The 15,714-nt window shown below is 73.5% G+C and carries 13 protein-coding genes; 3 read left to right on the top strand and 10 right to left on the bottom strand.

The window, feature by feature from the left end; all coding sequences use genetic code 11:
- Positions 1-10 precede the first annotated feature (10 nt).
- Positions 11-481 (top strand): SMI1/KNR4 family protein, encoded by a 471-nt coding sequence (locus BM051_RS06130; RefSeq protein WP_092529007.1) that lies wholly within the window; start codon positions 11-13, stop codon positions 479-481.
- 15 nt (positions 482-496) lie between these two features.
- Here the strand turns inward: BM051_RS06130 and BM051_RS06125 are convergent, their stop codons facing one another.
- The 5 genes from BM051_RS06125 to BM051_RS06105 all read right to left on the bottom strand — a co-directional run bounded on the left by BM051_RS06125 (position 497) and on the right by BM051_RS06105 (position 9,425).
- Positions 497-4,195, bottom strand: a complete 3,699-nt coding sequence (locus BM051_RS06125; protein WP_243859251.1) for an ABC transporter ATP-binding protein — start codon at positions 4,193-4,195, stop codon at positions 497-499.
- Positions 4,196-4,335: 140 nt separating this feature from the next.
- Positions 4,336-5,217 carry an ABC transporter permease subunit gene (locus tag BM051_RS06120; protein WP_092529005.1) on the bottom strand — a complete coding sequence of 294 codons (882 nt, stop codon included), beginning with the start codon at positions 5,215-5,217 and terminating at the stop codon, positions 4,336-4,338.
- A complete protein-coding gene (locus BM051_RS06115) occupies positions 5,217-6,245 on the bottom strand; it encodes an ABC transporter ATP-binding protein (RefSeq protein ID WP_092529003.1) in 1,029 nt (342 codons plus the stop codon). The genes BM051_RS06120 and BM051_RS06115 overlap by 1 nt, the downstream gene beginning before the upstream one ends.
- A 1,327-nt stretch (positions 6,246-7,572) precedes the next feature.
- Positions 7,573-8,466 (bottom strand): LLM class flavin-dependent oxidoreductase, encoded by an 894-nt coding sequence (locus BM051_RS06110; protein ID WP_243859189.1) that lies wholly within the window; start codon positions 8,464-8,466, stop codon positions 7,573-7,575.
- Positions 8,466-9,425, bottom strand: a complete 960-nt coding sequence (locus tag BM051_RS06105; protein ID WP_092529000.1) for a zinc-binding dehydrogenase — start codon at positions 9,423-9,425, stop codon at positions 8,466-8,468. The genes BM051_RS06110 and BM051_RS06105 overlap by 1 nt, the downstream gene beginning before the upstream one ends.
- A gap of 200 nt (positions 9,426-9,625) precedes the next feature.
- On the opposite strand from BM051_RS06105, the gene ald reads away from it, so the two are divergent.
- Entirely contained in the window at positions 9,626-10,732 is a 1,107-nt protein-coding gene (gene ald / locus BM051_RS06100; RefSeq protein ID WP_092528998.1) for an alanine dehydrogenase, read from the top strand.
- Positions 10,733-11,406: 674 nt separating this feature from the next.
- Here ald and BM051_RS06095 read toward each other — a convergent pair.
- From BM051_RS06095 to BM051_RS06085, 3 genes are read right to left on the bottom strand one after another with little or no spacing between them, the layout of a single operon-like run.
- Positions 11,407-12,966: a PucR family transcriptional regulator gene (locus BM051_RS06095; RefSeq protein WP_092528996.1), complete on the bottom strand. Its 1,560-nt coding sequence runs from the start codon at positions 12,964-12,966 to the stop codon at positions 11,407-11,409.
- 3 nt (positions 12,967-12,969) lie between these two features.
- Complete coding sequence (locus BM051_RS06090) at positions 12,970-13,419, bottom strand: VOC family protein (RefSeq protein ID WP_092528994.1); 450 nt, start codon at positions 13,417-13,419, stop codon at positions 12,970-12,972.
- On the bottom strand, positions 13,416-13,775 hold the full coding sequence (locus BM051_RS06085; RefSeq protein WP_092528992.1) for a PadR family transcriptional regulator: 360 nt from the start codon (positions 13,773-13,775) through the stop codon (positions 13,416-13,418). The genes BM051_RS06090 and BM051_RS06085 overlap by 4 nt, the downstream gene beginning before the upstream one ends.
- A gap of 66 nt (positions 13,776-13,841) precedes the next feature.
- Between BM051_RS06085 and BM051_RS06080 the strand changes: the two genes are divergently transcribed.
- A complete protein-coding gene (locus BM051_RS06080; RefSeq protein ID WP_092528990.1) occupies positions 13,842-14,231 on the top strand; it encodes a VOC family protein in 390 nt (129 codons plus the stop codon).
- Positions 14,232-14,443: 212 nt separating this feature from the next.
- On the opposite strand, the gene BM051_RS06075 is transcribed toward BM051_RS06080, so the two are convergent.
- Together BM051_RS06075 and BM051_RS06070 are read right to left on the bottom strand one after the other, a co-directional pair.
- Positions 14,444-14,944, bottom strand: coding sequence for a hypothetical protein (locus tag BM051_RS06075; RefSeq protein WP_166677554.1), 501 nt, complete (start codon positions 14,942-14,944; stop codon positions 14,444-14,446).
- 81 nt (positions 14,945-15,025) lie between these two features.
- Positions 15,026-15,592: an SACE_7040 family transcriptional regulator gene (locus BM051_RS06070; protein WP_092529616.1), complete on the bottom strand. Its 567-nt coding sequence runs from the start codon at positions 15,590-15,592 to the stop codon at positions 15,026-15,028.
- Between the last annotated feature and the right edge of the window lie 122 nt (positions 15,593-15,714).

The raw sequence follows: 15,714 nt of genomic DNA, 5'->3' as shown, positions 1-15,714 counted from the left end.
AGGACCACCGGTGCCGGACACGGTCGATGACGTCGTCGAGCATCTCGTGTCGTTGGGGTTGGCCGCCAGGGAGGACCTGGTGCCGTGCTCGGCGACCGAGATCGAGGAGATCCGAGCGGTCCAGCGGGTGCCGGCCCTGCCCGGGCAGTACGTGGACTTCCTCCGGACGATGGGCCGGTCCGCGGGCCGGTTCCTCCGCGGCAGCGACTTCTTCTACCCTCAGCTCGTCGAGCTGGTCGAGGAGGCCCGCGACCTGCTGGCGGAGAACGACGTCGCGCACCTGATGCTCCCTGGATCGGTGGTCGTCGGCCTGCACCAGGGCTATCAGGTGTACTGGATGGAGCCGGGGGAGCCGTCCGGGCGGGTGCACTGGTACGACGAGGGTGAGGAGTCGGTGACCCGGAGCTGGCCGTCGCTGGTGGACTTCCTGGTGGCACAGGCCGACGAGCAGAAGCGGGTCATCGACACCTACCGGTTGTAGGCGTTGTCGGCGCCGTCAGGAGCCGAGGCGCCAGAGATGGGCGTAGTGGCCCTCGGCGGCCAGCAGCTCGGCGTGGCCCCCCTGCTCGACCACCCGGCCGTGGTCGAGCACCACGATCCGGTCCGCGCGGGCGGCCGTGGCCAGCCGGTGGGCGACCACGAACGTCGTGCGGCGGCGGGTGACGTGCTCGGTGGCCCGCAGCACCGCCGCCTCGGTCGCCGGATCCAGCGCCGCGGTCGCCTCGTCCAGCAGGAGCACGTCCGGGTCCATCAGCTCCGCCCTGGCCAGCGCCACCAGCTGCCGCTGCCCCGCCGACAGCGAGCGGCCCCGCTCGCCGACCGGCTGGTGGAACCCCGCCGGCAGCGCGGCCACCGCGTCGAGCGCGCCCACCGCCCGCACGGCGGCCTCCACCTCGGCGTCACTCGCCGAGGGCCGGCCGTACCGCACGTTGTCGGCCACCGTGCCGGAGAACAGGTGCGCCTCCTGCGGCACCACCCCCAGCCGGCCGCGCAGCGCCGCGAGGTCGTAGTCCCGCACGTCCACTCCGTCGATTCGCACCGCGCCACCGGTCACGTCGTAGAACCGGGCCACCAGCTTCACCGCGGTCGACTTCCCGGCGCCGGTCGCCCCCACCAGCGCCACCGTGCTCCTCGCCGGCACCTCCAGGCACACGTCGCGCAGCGCCGGCTCCTCGGTGCCCGGGTAGCGGAAGTCGACGTGGTCGAACACCACGTCCCCGCGGAGCCGCCCGCGCACCGGCACCGGGTCCGCCGCCGGTGGCACCGACGTCGGCGTGCGCAGCAGGTCGCCGATCCGGCGCAGCCCCACCTTCGCCTGCTGGTAGCCGTCGAACACCGAGGACAGCTGCTGGATCGGGGAGAAGAACAGCCCGAGGTAGAGCAGGAACGCCAGCAGCACACCCGGCGACAGCGTGCCGCCCGCCACCCGGTGTGCCCCGGCGACCAGCACGATCGCCTCCGCGACCCCGGACAGCAGCGCCACGAACGGGAAGTAGGTCGCGACGTAGCGCTGCGCGCGCAACCGGGAGCGCCGGTAGGCGTCGCTGCGCGAGGCGAACGCCGCGGCCGACCGCTCCTCCCGGGTGTAGGCCTGCGCCACCCGCAGCCCGCTGATGTTCTCCTGCATGTCCGCGTTCACCGCGCTGACCCGCTCCCGTGCCTCGGTGTACGCGGCGGAGGCCAGCCGGCGGAAGATCACCGTCGCCACGACCAGCACCGGCAACACGGCCAGCGCGTACAGGGCCAGCGCCGGGTCGGTGACCAGCAGCGCGACCCCGATGCCGGCGATGGTCAGCACGCTCACCACGGCGGTGGCCAGCCCGGTCTGCAGGAACGTGGACAGCGCGTCCACGTCGGTGGTCATCCGGGTCATGATCCGCCCGGACAGCTCCCGCTCGTAGTAGTCCAGACCCAGCCGCTGCAGGTGCGCGTAGCTGCGCACCCGCAACAGGTACAGCACCGACTCGCCGGCCCGCGCGGTGAGCCGGGTCTGCGCGGCGATCACCAACCAGTCGGCGGCGATCACCGCCGCGCCGATCCCCGCGGCGATCCACACCGCCGACACCGCGCCCGCGGTCACTCCGGAGTCCACCCCGTACCGGTACAACGAGGGCAGCGCGATGGTGGCGAGCGCGTCGACGCCGACCAGCGCCACCACGGCGACCAGCAGGCCCCGCACCGGGCGCAGCAGCCGGGCGAGCCGGAACGCGGGGTCGGGTGCCGCCGGGTCGACGCCGGGCAGCTCCGGGGCGTCGGTGGCCGGCGGGAGGGCCCGCACCCCGGCGAGCAGCTCGGGCGTCGGCGGCACCTCGGCGGACGCGCGGGGCCCGCCCGAACCCTGCGGCGTGGTGGCCGGCGCGCGCTGGGCCGCCGACTCGGCCAGCTCGGCGACGTCGTCCCGGCCGCCGACCTCCGGCCACAGCTCCGGTGTCACACCGTCCCGCGCCGGGCCGGCGGTGCGGGGCGGCGCGTGCCGCGTGTCGAGCGTGTCGTCGGCGATCAGCTCCCGGAACAGCGCGCAGCGCCCGGTGAGCTCCTCGGCGGTGCCGACGTCCACGACCCGGCCGGCGTCGAGCACCGCGATCCGGTCGGCCAGCGCGAGCGTCGATCTGCGATGCGCGATCAGCAGCGTCGTCCGAGTCGCGGTGACCGCGCGCAGGGTGTCGTGGATCGCCGCCTCGGTCGCCGTGTCCACCGCCGACGTCGCGTCGTCGAGCACCAGGATCCGCGGGTCGGTGATCAGCGCGCGGGCCAGGCCGAGCCGCTGCCGCTGCCCGCCGGACAGGGTCAGCCCGCGTTCGCCGACCGCGGTGTCGTAGCCGTCCGGGAGGCGGGTGATGAACTCGTGCGCCTCGGCCGCCTTCGCGGCGGCGATCACCTCCTCGTCGGTGGCGTCCGGCCGGCCGTAGGCGATGTTGTCGCGCACCGACGCGGAGAAGAGGAACGCCTCCTCGAACACCACGCCGATGGCCCGGCGCAGCTCGGCCAGCCGGTATCCGCGGATGTCCACGGCCGCGCCGGGCGGGCCGATCCGTACCGTCCCGGCGTGCGGGTCGTAGAACCGGGGCAGCAGCAGCGACACCGTCGACTTGCCGGAGCCCGCGGTGCCCACCAGCGCGAGCGTCTCGCCGGGCCGGGCGCGCAGCGACAGGCCGTCGAGCACCGGCTCGGCCCGGGTGTAGCCGAACCGCACGCCCGACAGCTCGACCTCCAGCGGCCCCTCCGGCAGCGGCCGCGCCTCCGGTCGGTCGCGCACCTCGGGCTGGGCGTCGATCAGCTCGTACACCCGCTCCGCGCCGGCGCGGGTGAGCTGCGCCTGTACGACGAGGCTGGCGAGCATCCGAGAAGGACCGACGAGGGCGGTGACGTAGGTGGCGAAGGCCAGGAACGTGCCGAGCGAGATCTCCCCGCGCAGCGCGAGCAGCCCGCCGAGGCCGAGCACCGCGACCTGGCCGGCGGCCGGCAACGCGGACGTGGTGGCCGTCGGCACCGCGGACAGCCTCGCCGCGCGCAGCCGCTCGGCGAACAGCCGGTGGGCCGTCCCGGACAGCCTGCTCACCTCGCGGGTCTCCTGGCCGAAGCCCTTGACCACCCGCACGCCGGTGACGGTCTCCTCGACGTGCTGGGCGAGGTCGGCCGCGCGCTGCTGGGCCGACCAGGTGGCCGGGAAGAGCCGCCGCCGGCTCACCGCGACGACGATGCCGATGGCGGGTGCCACCACCAGCGCGATCAGTGTCAACGCGGGCGAGAGCACGAGCATCACGCCGAGCGCGAGCAGCGCGAAGATCAGCGAGCCCGCGGACAGCGGTACCTGCATCAGGATGCCGGTGATGAGCTGCAGGTCGGTGATCGCCCGCGCGGCGATCTGCCCGGTGCGCAGCGCGTCCTGCTTGCCGCCGTCCAGCCGGGAGACCGCGCCGAACACCGAGCGGCGCAGGTCGTGCTGCACGTCCAGGGCGAGCCGGCCGCCGAGGTAGCGGCGGGCGAACGCGCCGCCGAAGGTCAGCAGCTGCAGCCCCACCAGCGCGAGGGCGAGCCAGCCCAGCCGCGCCGTCCGCCCGGCCACGGCGTCGTCCACCGCGACCTTCACCAGCAGCGGGGTGGCGGCCTGCAGCCCCACCCCGACGACGGCGGCGGCCAGCGACAGCACCACGAGCGCCGGGTGCCGCCAGCAGGCCGCGACCAACCGGCGGATCCAGCCGGTCCGGACCGGCGGAGTGGCCGGCGGGGCCGGATCGGCGGAGTGGTCGGCGGGTGCCTCGCGGGGCCGCGCCGGAACGGGGCTCGCCTTGATCACGAGCCCAGGTTAGGCGCGGTGTCCGACAGCGGCGGGTCTCAGGTGATGTCCCTGCGCTGGTTGGCGGCCCAGCCGGCGACGAAGAACACCATGGTCCAGCAGAAGAACACCAGCGCCGAAGCCCACCACGAGAACACCCCCGGCGCGCCCGCGGCCATCTGCAGGCCGTACTGCTCCCACGTCTCCACCGCGCCCGGCAGGTTCAGCGTGTCGATGCCGAAGGCGTCCGCGGCGATCCCGCCGACGATGCCGTTGGCCGTGCCGTTGGGCAGGATCCCGCCGAGCACGGTCGTGGTGTCCCAGAGCATGAGCACCAGCACGTTCTCGACCGCGAGGAAGTAGATCAGCAGCAGCACCACGGCGAGCGTCACCTTGTTGAGCACCGCGCCGAACCCGATGCCGAACAGCGTCACCAGCACCGAGACCAGCACCGTGCCGCCGAACGCGCCCAGCCACTGCGGGCCGGTCGGCAGGCCCTCGGAGTCCACGGTGATCAGCGTGGCCAGCGCGGACACGCCGAAGCTCAGGACACCGTAGAGCGTGCCCCACACCAGGTAGGCGATCATCTTCGCGCTCAGCGCGGACACCCGGTTCGGCGCGGTGAGGAACGTCGTGGTGATCGTCCTGCTGTGGTACTCGCCGGCGAGGGCGAAGACGCCGAAGATCAGCGGGACGAGCGTGGCGATGTTCACGCCGTGCGCGATCGACAGCAGGCCCACCGGGAAGGCGTCCGGGTCGAGCCCGACCGCGCGGGCGAGCTCGCCGGCGGTGCCGCTGCCGATGTAGCCGACGAAGTCGTTGGTGATCCTGCCCCAGACGAAGGAGAACCCGAAGGACAGCACCACCAGCGGGATGATCAGCACCCACCACGTGTGCAGGCTCAGCGTCTTGCGGAACTCCGCCCTGATCAGCCGGCCCATCAGCCCTGTCCTCCCCAACCCTGCTGGCCCGTCACGCCCGGATGCTGCTGGTACCCCGGCGGTGGGCCCCAGCCGGGTGGTGGCTGCGGCTGGCCAGGGGCCGGTGGCGGCGCCCAGCCCGGGGCGGGCGGGGAGCTGGTGAGCTGGAAGAACATACGCTCCAGGTCGGCCGCCTCCTCGTGCAGGCCGTAGATCGCCACACCCGCCCGCAGGGCGACGTCGCCCACCCGCCGCGGGGTCGCGCCGGTCAGCACCAGCCCGCCGTCCGGGGTGGATTGGATGTCCGACACGCCGTCCTCCCGCAGCGCCATGGCCAGCGCGGCGGCGTCTGCGGGGCGCACCACCACGCGGGCCTGCTGGGCGTCGCGGAGGTGGTCCACCCTGCCCTGGTACATGGTCTGGCCGCGGTTGATGATGACGACCTGGTCGATGGTCTGCTCGACCTCGGCCAGCAGGTGGCTGGAGACCAGGACCGTGCGGCCCTCGCTGGCGTAGGACCGCAGGAAGGTGCGCAGCCAGGCGATGCCCTCCGGGTCCAGACCGTTGGCCGGCTCGTCCAGCACGAGGACCTGCGGGTCGCCGAGCAGGGCCGTGGCCAGCGCCAGCCGCTGCCGCATGCCCAGCGAGTACTCGCCGGCGCGGCGGGTCGCCGCCGGGGTCAGGCCGACGAGGCCGAGCACCTGATCCACCCGCTGGTCCGGCACGCCGATCGCGGCCGCGTAGACCCGCAGGTGGTCGCGCGCCGCGCGGCGCGGGTGGAAGCCCTCGTTCTCCAGCACCGCCCCGACCACCCTGGCCGGGTTGCCGAGCTGGTCGTGCGTGCGGCCGTTGATCGTGGCGGTGCCCGCCGTCGGGGTCACCAGCCCGAGCAGCATCCGCAGGGTGGTGGTCTTGCCCGCGCCGTTGGGGCCGAGGAAGCCGGTCACCGATCCGGGCTCCACCGCGAAGCTCAGGTTCTGCACGGCCATGACCGGCCCGAACCGCTTGGTGAGGTCGTGCACCGCTATCCGGCCACTGCCGTCGTGCATTCCGCTCCCTACGCCGTGTCGTCACGTGCTCGTGGGCGTCATCCTGCCGCACCACACCGTTGGACCGATCGGGTACACCGGTCGTTCCCGCGTGTCGCGGGGGCGATCTCGCTCACCCTCCCGACCCGGAAAACTCACGCGGGACAGCCTCGAAGGCGATTAATCTTCCTGTCGGGGCGAGCCCGTGACATGGGACTTTGTCGGGTCGAGCAATCCGCTCGGCCCGCTGAGGCAAAAAAATTGCAACGACTTGCCCACCCCGGCGCGCGAAATCTCCGGAGACGCCCTAAGCTAGTACCCGGCGGCCCGCTCCCAGTGACCCCCAGGCTGGTTGAGCGGGCCGCCCCTTCCTTCCTGTTCGGTGTCGCTTCGCGCCACCTTCCCGGTTCCTTGTTTCGCTGTGGGGGGCCGAGCCCCCCACACCCCCCACGGTGCGAGCTCCTCGCCTTGGGCGAGCGCTGGTGGCGTTGGTCGTGGACCAGCGATGCGGGGGGTGCCATGTCTGTCGGGCGCTTCGCTCGCTGGCGCTCGCTCGCTGGGTCACCTGTGGGGTTGGTGGGCGCCTTGTGGGTGAGGGTGCGTTTGGCTGGGGCTGGCTCTGGGACTTCTGGGGCGCTTCGCTCGCTGGCGCTCGCTCGCTGGGGCCTCGCGGCGGGGGCCGTGGGCGGCCGGGCGTGAGGGGCCTGGCTCGAGAGCGCGAGCGCTTCGTTCGGGAGCGCGAGTTACGCGTTTGGGACGGCGAGGTCTGCTTTCGGGGGGCGTTGCTTGCGAGCCCACGGCGGTCTCGAGTATCGCGTGGGTAGCCAAAGGCCACCTTCGGCTCGCGTCCTGCCAAGGTCCCCACCCCGTCAGGACGCGAGGTTGCTGCCCGGGGAACACAGCCTCGGCGGGGTGCGCCTCACTCAGCGGTGGGGGCGTTAGCCGTTCCATCCCGGGTCGGGGCACGCCCTCAGACGTGGCCGGCCCCCGTTCCACCCGGCTCGCGGTACGTCCCCGTAGGCGCGGGGGCATCAGCCATTCCCCCTCCCCACCCCGATCCGAAGCCGCCTTGCGGGCGGGGGTGCCGTGTCAAGGCACGCTTTCCCGCCTTGACACGGCACCGACGACCGTCAACACAATTCAGCTTCGGGGTGGGGACCCAACCACCCGCGACGGGGCAACCCCGCCGCAGGGTGCACCCGCAGCGGCCCGTCGAGTTGTCCACATCGCTCGAAACCATCCACAGATTTCGCGCGTGGCGGGTTCCGCGGCCGTCCGCCGATACGCTGGACCGGCCGCCCGCCCCCGGGGTGGGCGGGGTCTGGTCCAGTGGTGAGCGGCCGGGGGGTCAGGCCGTGGTCAGCAGGCGGCGGGTTTCGGCCAGGAGTTCTACCTGGTGGAACCAGTCGTCGCCTCGGCAGAGGGCGACTACCTCTGTCGCACCCGCGGCGGCCAGAGCGGTGATCCGGTCGGCGGCCGCGGCTGGGCCGCCGGTGAGCAGGGTGCGCAACGCCTCGTCCTCGGACATCCCGTAGCCCGCCAGCGACCGTGCCTCGGCCTCGATCCGCTCCCGCGGTACGTCACCGAGCACCGCGACCACCCCGGCGGTGACCTCGGGCGCCGGCCGGTCGAGCTCCGCGGCCCGCTCGGCGAGCCGGCGGGCGCCGTCGGCGATCACGGCCTCGTCGGTGAACGCGGGGTACCACCCGTGGCCGAACCGCAGCGCCCGGCGCAGCGCGGCCCGGCCACCGCCGACCAACACCGGCGGGAGCGGGGCGCCCGGCTCCAGGGTGACCTTCCTGTCGTCCAGCACCGTGGGTTCGCCGCGGACCAGGCCGGGCAGCACCTCCAGCGCGGCGTCGGTGCGCGGGCCACGCTCGGCGAACGGCACCCCGGCCGCGTGCCAGCCGATGTCGCCGTGCACGTCACCGCCGACCCCGACGCCGAGCACCACCCGGCCACCGGAGAGGTGCTGCAGCGTGGCGACCTGCTTCGCCGCCCAGGCCACCGGCCGCAGCGCCAGCACGAGCACCCCGAAGCCGACCCGGATCCGCTCGGTCGCGGCCGCGGCGGCGGTGAGCACCATCGTCGCGTCCAGCTTCGGCCGCACCGCGACGAGATGGTCGCCGGTCCACACCGAGTCCAGCCCGCGGCGCTCCGCGTGCCGGGCGGCGGCGGCCACCTCACGCCCGGCGTCGGCACCGAACGGCGGCAGCACCACGCCGATCCGCACGCCCGCCATCACGCCACCTCCAGCAGGGTCTTCCCGACGGTGGCCCTGGCCTCGATCGCGGCGTGCGCGTCGGCCGCCCGCGCCAGCGGGAACCGTTGCCCGATCACCGGGCGCAGCCGGCCCGCGGCCGCCTCCGCCAGCGCGTGCTCCGTGTAGCGGCGTACCGCGGCCGGATCCACCGGCGGCCCCGAGGTCACGGTGATCCCACGCTCCGCGGCCGCCTCCGCCGGCACGTCCGCCCAGCTGCCGCTGGCCAGCCCGAAGCCGACGAACCGGCCCCCGCGGTCGAGCAGGCCGAAGGCGACCCGTCCGGTCTCCCCGCCGACCCCGTCGAACACGACGTCCACCCCGCCGACCGCGGCCCGGACCCGCTCCGGCCAGTCCGGTTGGCGGTAGTCGACAACCAGCTCCGCACCGAGCTCCCTGGCCAGCGCCACCTTCCGCTCGCCACCGGCCGCCGCGACCACCCTGGCGCCGGCCGTCGCGGCCAGCTGCACGAGGAGACTGCCCACGCCACCCGCGGCGGCCTCGACGAGCACCCGTTCCCCCGGTCGCGGTCGCGCGGCGTCCACCATCATCGCGGCCGTCCGCCCGTCGGCGAGCAGCGCGACCGCGGCGTCGAGGGCGAGCTCCTCCGGCACCACGAAGAGCCCCTCGGCCGGCACCGCGACTCGCTGGGCGTAGCCGCCGGATCCTCCGGTGGCCGTCACCACCCGTCGGCCCACCCAGTCGGGGTCGACATCGGGGCCGAGGGCGCTGACCACCCCTCCCACTCCGTTGCCGGGAACCACCGGCGGCGTGCCGGTGAACGGTCCCCGGCCGCTCGCGCGGAACTGGGTCTCGACGAAGGTGATGTTCGCGAACACCACCTCGACCAGCGCCTGTCCCGCGGCGGGGGCCGGGTCCGGAGCCTCGCCCTCGACGAGCACCTCGGGCCCGCCGAACCGGGTCAACCACACGGCACGCATGCCTGCTCCTACTCCTCGTGTACGTGGTGGACCCAGCCTCGTACCTCCAGTTGAGGAGAGGTCAAGGCTTGTCGTGCGAGACCTATCCGAAGGGCGCAAGATTGTCGGGGCGGCACGATGACACCGCCGTCCGGGTGGTTCACCGTGGGCAACAACACCCCACCAGCCCCAGAGCGTCGCGAACCCGTCAGGAGACCATCGTGCGTATCGCCGTCCCCCGTGAGACCAAGAAACACGAGTACCGGGTCGCGCTGACGCCGGCCGGAGTGCACGAGCTGACCCAGCGTGGCCACGACGTCTTCGTCGAGACCGATGCCGGCATCGGGTCGGCGATCTCGGACGAGGAGTACATCGCGGCCGGGGCCAAGGTGCTCGCCAGCGCCGAGGACACCTGGGCCGAGGGCGAGCTGGTGCTGAAGGTCAAGGAGCCCATCGAGCCGGAGTACCGGTTCCTGCGCTCCGGCCAGGTGCTGTTCACCTACCTGCACCTGGCCGCCGACCGGCCGCTGACCGAGGCGCTGCTGGCCGCGGGCACGACCGCGATCGCATACGAGACGGTGCAGCTGCCGGACGGGTCGTTGCCGCTGCTGGCGCCGATGTCCGAGGTGGCCGGCCGGCTCGCCGCGCAGGTGGGGGCGCACTCGCTGATGAAGCCGAGCGGTGGCCGCGGGGTGCTGCCCGGCGGGATCCCGGGGGTGCACCCGGCGCGCGTGGTGGTGATCGGTGGTGGCGTCGCGGGGTTGAACGCCGCGCGGATCGCCCTCGGTCTCGGGTCCGACGTGGAGGTGCTGGACACCAACGTCGACCGGCTGCGGCAGATCGACCACGACTTCGGTGGGCGGATCCGGACGGTCACCTCGAACGCGTTCGCACTGGAGCAGGCCGTGCTGGAGGCCGACCTGGTGGTCGGCGCGGTGCTGGTGCCCGGGGCGAAGGCACCGAGGCTGGTGTCCAGTGAGTTGGTCTCCCGGATGCGGCAGGGCAGCGTGCTGGTGGACATCTCCATCGACCAGGGCGGCTGCTTCGCCGACTCGCGGCCGACCACGCACGACGCGCCGACCTACGAGGTGCACGGTTCGGTGTTCTACTGCGTGGCGAACATGCCGGGCGCCGTGCCGCGGACGTCGACGTACGGGCTGACCAACGTGACGCTGCCGTACGTCGTGCAGCTCGCCGACCACGGCTGGACCGCGGCGCTGCGCGCGGACGACAGCCTCGCCAAGGGGCTGAACACCCACGCGGGCCGGCTGACCAACGAGCCGGTCGCCGTCGCCCACGACATGTCCCACACCCCGGTCGAGCTCTGACCCACCGAAGGGCTTCGCCTGGTTTGTCGAGAGCGGCACCTGGCCGCCGGAAGCAAGCCAGGCAAGGCACTGGTTGAGAGGCGGGTCCGGCACGCGGCAGGGGTGCGTGCCCGATGCCTCAAGTTGGGGCCCGGGTCGGTAAGGGCACGCGAAGCACCCTCGAGGCGTGGCACCGCCTTGGTCCTCGCCGCCTCCTTCGCCGGAGCCGCCCCACCTGGCCGAGGCTGGCCGTGGAGCTCCCCACATCGCCCGAAGTGTGGCGACCCCTTGGTTCTCCCCCGTCCCCTTCGTCCTTGCCGGCTTTGACGCGAGCCCCAGCCCGTAACACACTGCCGGCTCCAGAAGGGGACGGCGACGGTGCACCCCTTCCATCCTGGGGAGGGTGCGTCCTCTCGGGTCCCCATCCCGAAGCCGGATTGTGTTGACGGCTTCGGATCGGGATGGGGAGGGGGAGTGGCTGGTGCCCCCACGCTTGGTGGGGGGCTCAGAGCCGGATGAGGTGGGGAGTGGATGGTGCCCCCACGCTGGTGTGTGGCGCCTGGAGCCGGACGGGATCTGGGGGAGGGGAATGATTGCTCCCTTCCGGTCGTGCCCCCCTGCCATGGGGGCGTGCCCGAGCCGGAACTCGCGGGTCGGAACGTGAGACTCGCGCTCCCGGGCGTGAGCTCGCGGTGTCAGCGCCAGTGGAGGGCGATGAGCTGCGTGAGCAGCGCGAGCCGCACGTCCGGGTCGTCGAGGTTCACGCCGGTCAGCTCGAGCAGCCGGCGCATCCGGTACCGCAACGTGTTCGGGTGGATCCGCAGGGTCCGGGCCGCCCTCCGCGGATCGCCGGGGTGCCGCAGCCACTGGTACAGGGTGTCGACGTACTCCGTCCGTTGTGTCCGGTCGTGCGCGCGCAGCCGGTCGAGCGGGCCGAGCGCCGTGACGTCCGCCCCCGCGGCCGCCGTCGCCGCGCGGTGCAGCACCAGCGCGGTCCACACGTCGTCGTGGGTGACCACCGGGCCGGGGACGAGGCCGGCCCGCAACAACCCCAGCGCCTCCTCGGCCTCCGCCCGCGAGCGGGCCAGCGCGTCGATCTCCCCCGCCGACCCCGCGGCCGCGCGCACCTCGGGGATCGACCCCAGCGCCGCGCGCAGCTCCGGCCAGTCGCCCTGCCCGCCCGCCTCCGGCACGACCGCGTACAGCAGGCCGCCGAGCTCGGTGGCCACCGGTCGGCGCCCGATGCCGTGCGAGATCCGTTCGAGCAGGGCCAGCCGCAGCCCCTCACCGTCGGTGACGTCACGGCCGTCGCCGCGCGCCGTGTCGACGGCGACCACCCGGTGCGGCCCCTCGGCGAGGTCGAGCTCGGCGAGCGCCGCCCGCGGACCGGCCTTGCCCTGCAGCACCGCCCGCAGCAGCTCGGCCGACGCGCGGCGCTGCGCGTCGGCGTGCGCCCTGCGCCGCAGCAGGTGCAGCGCGACCACCGGTGCGGCATCGGCGAACGCGGCCGCGCGCTCGTCGGACACCGGCCCGGACACCACCGCCCACATCGAGCCGAGCAGCTCCCCGCCCATCCGGATCGGCACGATCAGCCGGGGCAGCGTGCCGTCCTGCTGGGCCGGGACGAAGATCGTCTGCCGGCCCCGGGACAGCTCGCGGAACACCCCGCGGGAGCGGAACCGGGCGAGCACGTCGTCGGGAATCCGACGGCCCATGATGGTGGAGACCCGCGCCGGGTCGGTGAGGTCCTGCCGCGCCGAGTAGGCCAGCACCCGCGAGTTGGTGTCCTCGATGGTCACCGGCGCGTCCACCACCGAGGCCACCGCGTCGGCCAGCCGGAACAGGTCGCTCGCGCCGGGGTCGCCCCCGTTCTCCAGGGTCTCCGACTCGTCGGCGATCGCGTCGAGCACCGTGCGCAGCAGCCACACCAGCTGCGCCCACGACGTGCCGGCGTGCACCTCGACCAGGCCGATCCCGGTGGAGCGGGCCGCGCGGCGGATCGCCGGACGGCCGGGCAGCGGCGGCTTCAGCAGCACCGCCGCCGCGGCGCGCTGGCCGCTGTGCCGGATCAGCTCGACCGCCTCGGCGGGATCGGTGGTCGCGACCCCGAGCACCAGGTCACCGGCGGCGAGGTGGCCACGACCACCCGGCTCGGCGATCACCACGTCGGCGACCGTGGGGCAGTGCTCGGGCAGGTGCACCACGTGCAGCAGGGTGGGGCCGACCCGGTCGACGACGGCGCGCACCGAACCCATCGCTCAGGCTTCCGGAGTGCGCGCGTCGATGTCGTCGGGCGTGTACTGCTCGCGCTTGGTGGTCAGCGCCCACCGGTAGCCCTCGGGATCGACGATCCGGCCGTACCGCTCGCCGAAGAACATCTCGGTCACCGGCGCCTCGATCCTGGCACCGGCGAAGGCGGCGCGGCGAGCCAGGTCGTCCGGGTCGGCGGTCTCCAGCACGAGCAGCATCGGGCAGCCGCCCACGGTGGCCGCGGAGAGCGCGTCGAGGCGGGGGATCTCCTCGCTGAGCAGCAGCCGGGCGTCGCCGACGGCGAGCTCGACGAACAGGACGGTGCCGTCGGGAAGGACGTTGCGGAACACCTCCACGGCGCCGAACGCCGCGCGGTAGAAGGCCAGCGCCCCCGGCACGTCCCGGACGAACAGGTGCGGCACCAGGCCGATCGGGCGGCTCCGGGGCCGGGTCGTCATGCCGTGTCCCTTCGCGCCTCGGGCAGCAGCCCGGCGGCCGCGGCGGCCGCGGCCAGCCGGTCCACCAGCTCGGCTTCCCGGCGGGCCACCTCCCACCCCAGCCGGGTGAGCCGGTAGTAGCGCCGGCGGGCATCGTGCGGCTCGTCGGCGCGTTCCTCGGGGGCCTCCTCGACCAGCCCGTCGGCGGCGAGCCGGGCCAGCGTCCGGTACAGCGTGCCTGGTCCGAGTTGGACGGCGCCGTCGGTGATCTCGCCGACGAACCCCATGATCGCGTAGCCGTGCGCGCGGCCACGGGCCAGTGCGAGCAGCACCTGGAACGCCGCGGGGGTGACCGCAGGGGGGGTGCCGTCCGCCATGTGCCGAGAATACACTCCGACTTCGTTGTATCCGAAGTGGATATATCGAACACGGAGGGATGAGCCATGCCGATCCGGGGTGTCAGCAAGGCCGTCATCGGGGTCCGGGACCAGGACCGCGCCAAGCGGTTCTGGACCGAGACCATCGGCTTCGAGGTCGCCACCGACGTCCCCTACGACGACCAGGGCAACCGCTGGCTGGAGGTGACCACCGCGGACAGGGAGACGGTGCTGGTGCTCAGCGCCGATCCCGACGACCGGGTCAACTTCGCCACCCGCGACGACCTGCCCACGGCCAACTTCTTCTTCTACGCCGACGACGTGGAGCGGACCTACCGCGAGCTGTCCGCGAAGGGCGTGGAGTTTCCGGCCAAGCCCACCAGGCAGCCCTGGGGCTGGTGGGCGATGTTCCTCGACTCCGAGGGCAACCGGTACGCGCTGCAGCAACGGGACTGATCACGACCCACTCCCGCGAGTGGGGACCGGGTCGGACGGCGCCCCGCTGGCGGTTGGCGCCGCCGGCGGCTGCCTCGCCCGGCGGTGCGCACCCTCGCGGCCGTCGGAGCTCTCGTCGTCCAGTGCCGGATGGCTCGAGCAGCGGGACAAGATGTCCATTATGGACAATGAGACCGAGTGCCGCCGCCCTGGTCGAGGAGTCGCGCCGCCGGCTACTCGGCCAGTGCCTCGGCGATCCAGGGGGCCACCGAAAGGCCGCGGTCAAGGCACTCGACGGACAGCCGGACCGTCCAGCGAAGGGCCTGCAGGACGAGACTGTCCACCTCGTCCGGCGCCGCGTTGGCCAGCGCGATCTCCACCTGCTCCGCGGCCGCCTCGGTGTTGCCGTGCACCTCAGCCAGCAGGGTGCGCACGGCGGTTCGCACCGGCGGGTCGGCCTGGTCGATCGACACCTCCTCGCCGGCCTCGTCGAAGACCTGCACCTTCACCGGTGCGCTGCCACCGTCGCCGAGGGTGGCCACCATCGCGCTGCACTCGCCGAACAGCAGCAGCATGAGCGCCCTGGTCTCGGCGAGCGCGTCGGCCGGGTCGGCGATGCTGGGGATGAGGTGGGCGAGCGCGTCGTCGTCGCGGCCGAGCCGCAGGGCCACCAGTGCGCGCTGCGCCTTCTCGACCAGCCGATGCCGCTCGTCCTCGCTCCGGTTGGGCTGCACGTGCCTATCAAACACCAGGCGCCGCACCGGTGGGATACGTGCGCCGGGGTGAAGATCACCCAGGCGGGTGGGCGGGCTGGGCTACCCCGCTGCCCGGAGGGCACCGAGCGCGAGTCGGGTCAGCCACTCGGCGAGCTCGGTGTCCGGCAGATGGCGGTTGTGCGGCGTGGAGTTGATCAGCCCGAACACGGCGTGTGCCGCCGAGCGGGCGTGTGCCTCGTCCACCCGGGGGATGGCGGCCCGGATCACGGTCACCCACACCTCGACGTACTGGCGTTGCAGCGCGCGCACCTGCTTGCGGTCGGCGTCGGTGAGATTGGCGAGGTTGCGTTCCTGCACGGTGATCAGCGCCGGATGGGTCAGCGCGAAGTCCACGTGGAAGCGCACCAACTCGGCCAGCACGTCCGGCGGGTCACCGGCCCGCTCGGCGAGCTCCGTGCCGCCCTCGAGCAGGAACCGGCTGATCGAACCGAGCATCTCCCCGAGCATCGCGTCCTTGCTGCGGAAGTGCCGGTACAGCGCGGGTCCGGAGATGCCGACGGCCGCGCCGATGTCGTCGATGCCCACCCCGTGGAAGCCGTGCCGGGCGAACAACTCGGCCGCGGCCGCGAGGATCTGCTCCCTGCGGCTGGCCTTCTCGCCGTTCACGAGCGGGGTCGGGGTCACCGCCCCAGTCTAGTCGGCCAGGTTAGCGATGACTAACATCATTGCTTTCCGCTGCCTGGACAGGTGGGTTAACCGTCGCTAACATCCCGCGGGGAGTTAACGGC

The organism is Amycolatopsis arida (genome assembly GCF_900115565.1).
GTDB lineage: Bacteria > Actinomycetota > Actinomycetes > Mycobacteriales > Pseudonocardiaceae > Yuhushiella > Yuhushiella arida.
This window is presented reverse-complemented; position numbering and strand designations above follow the sequence as displayed.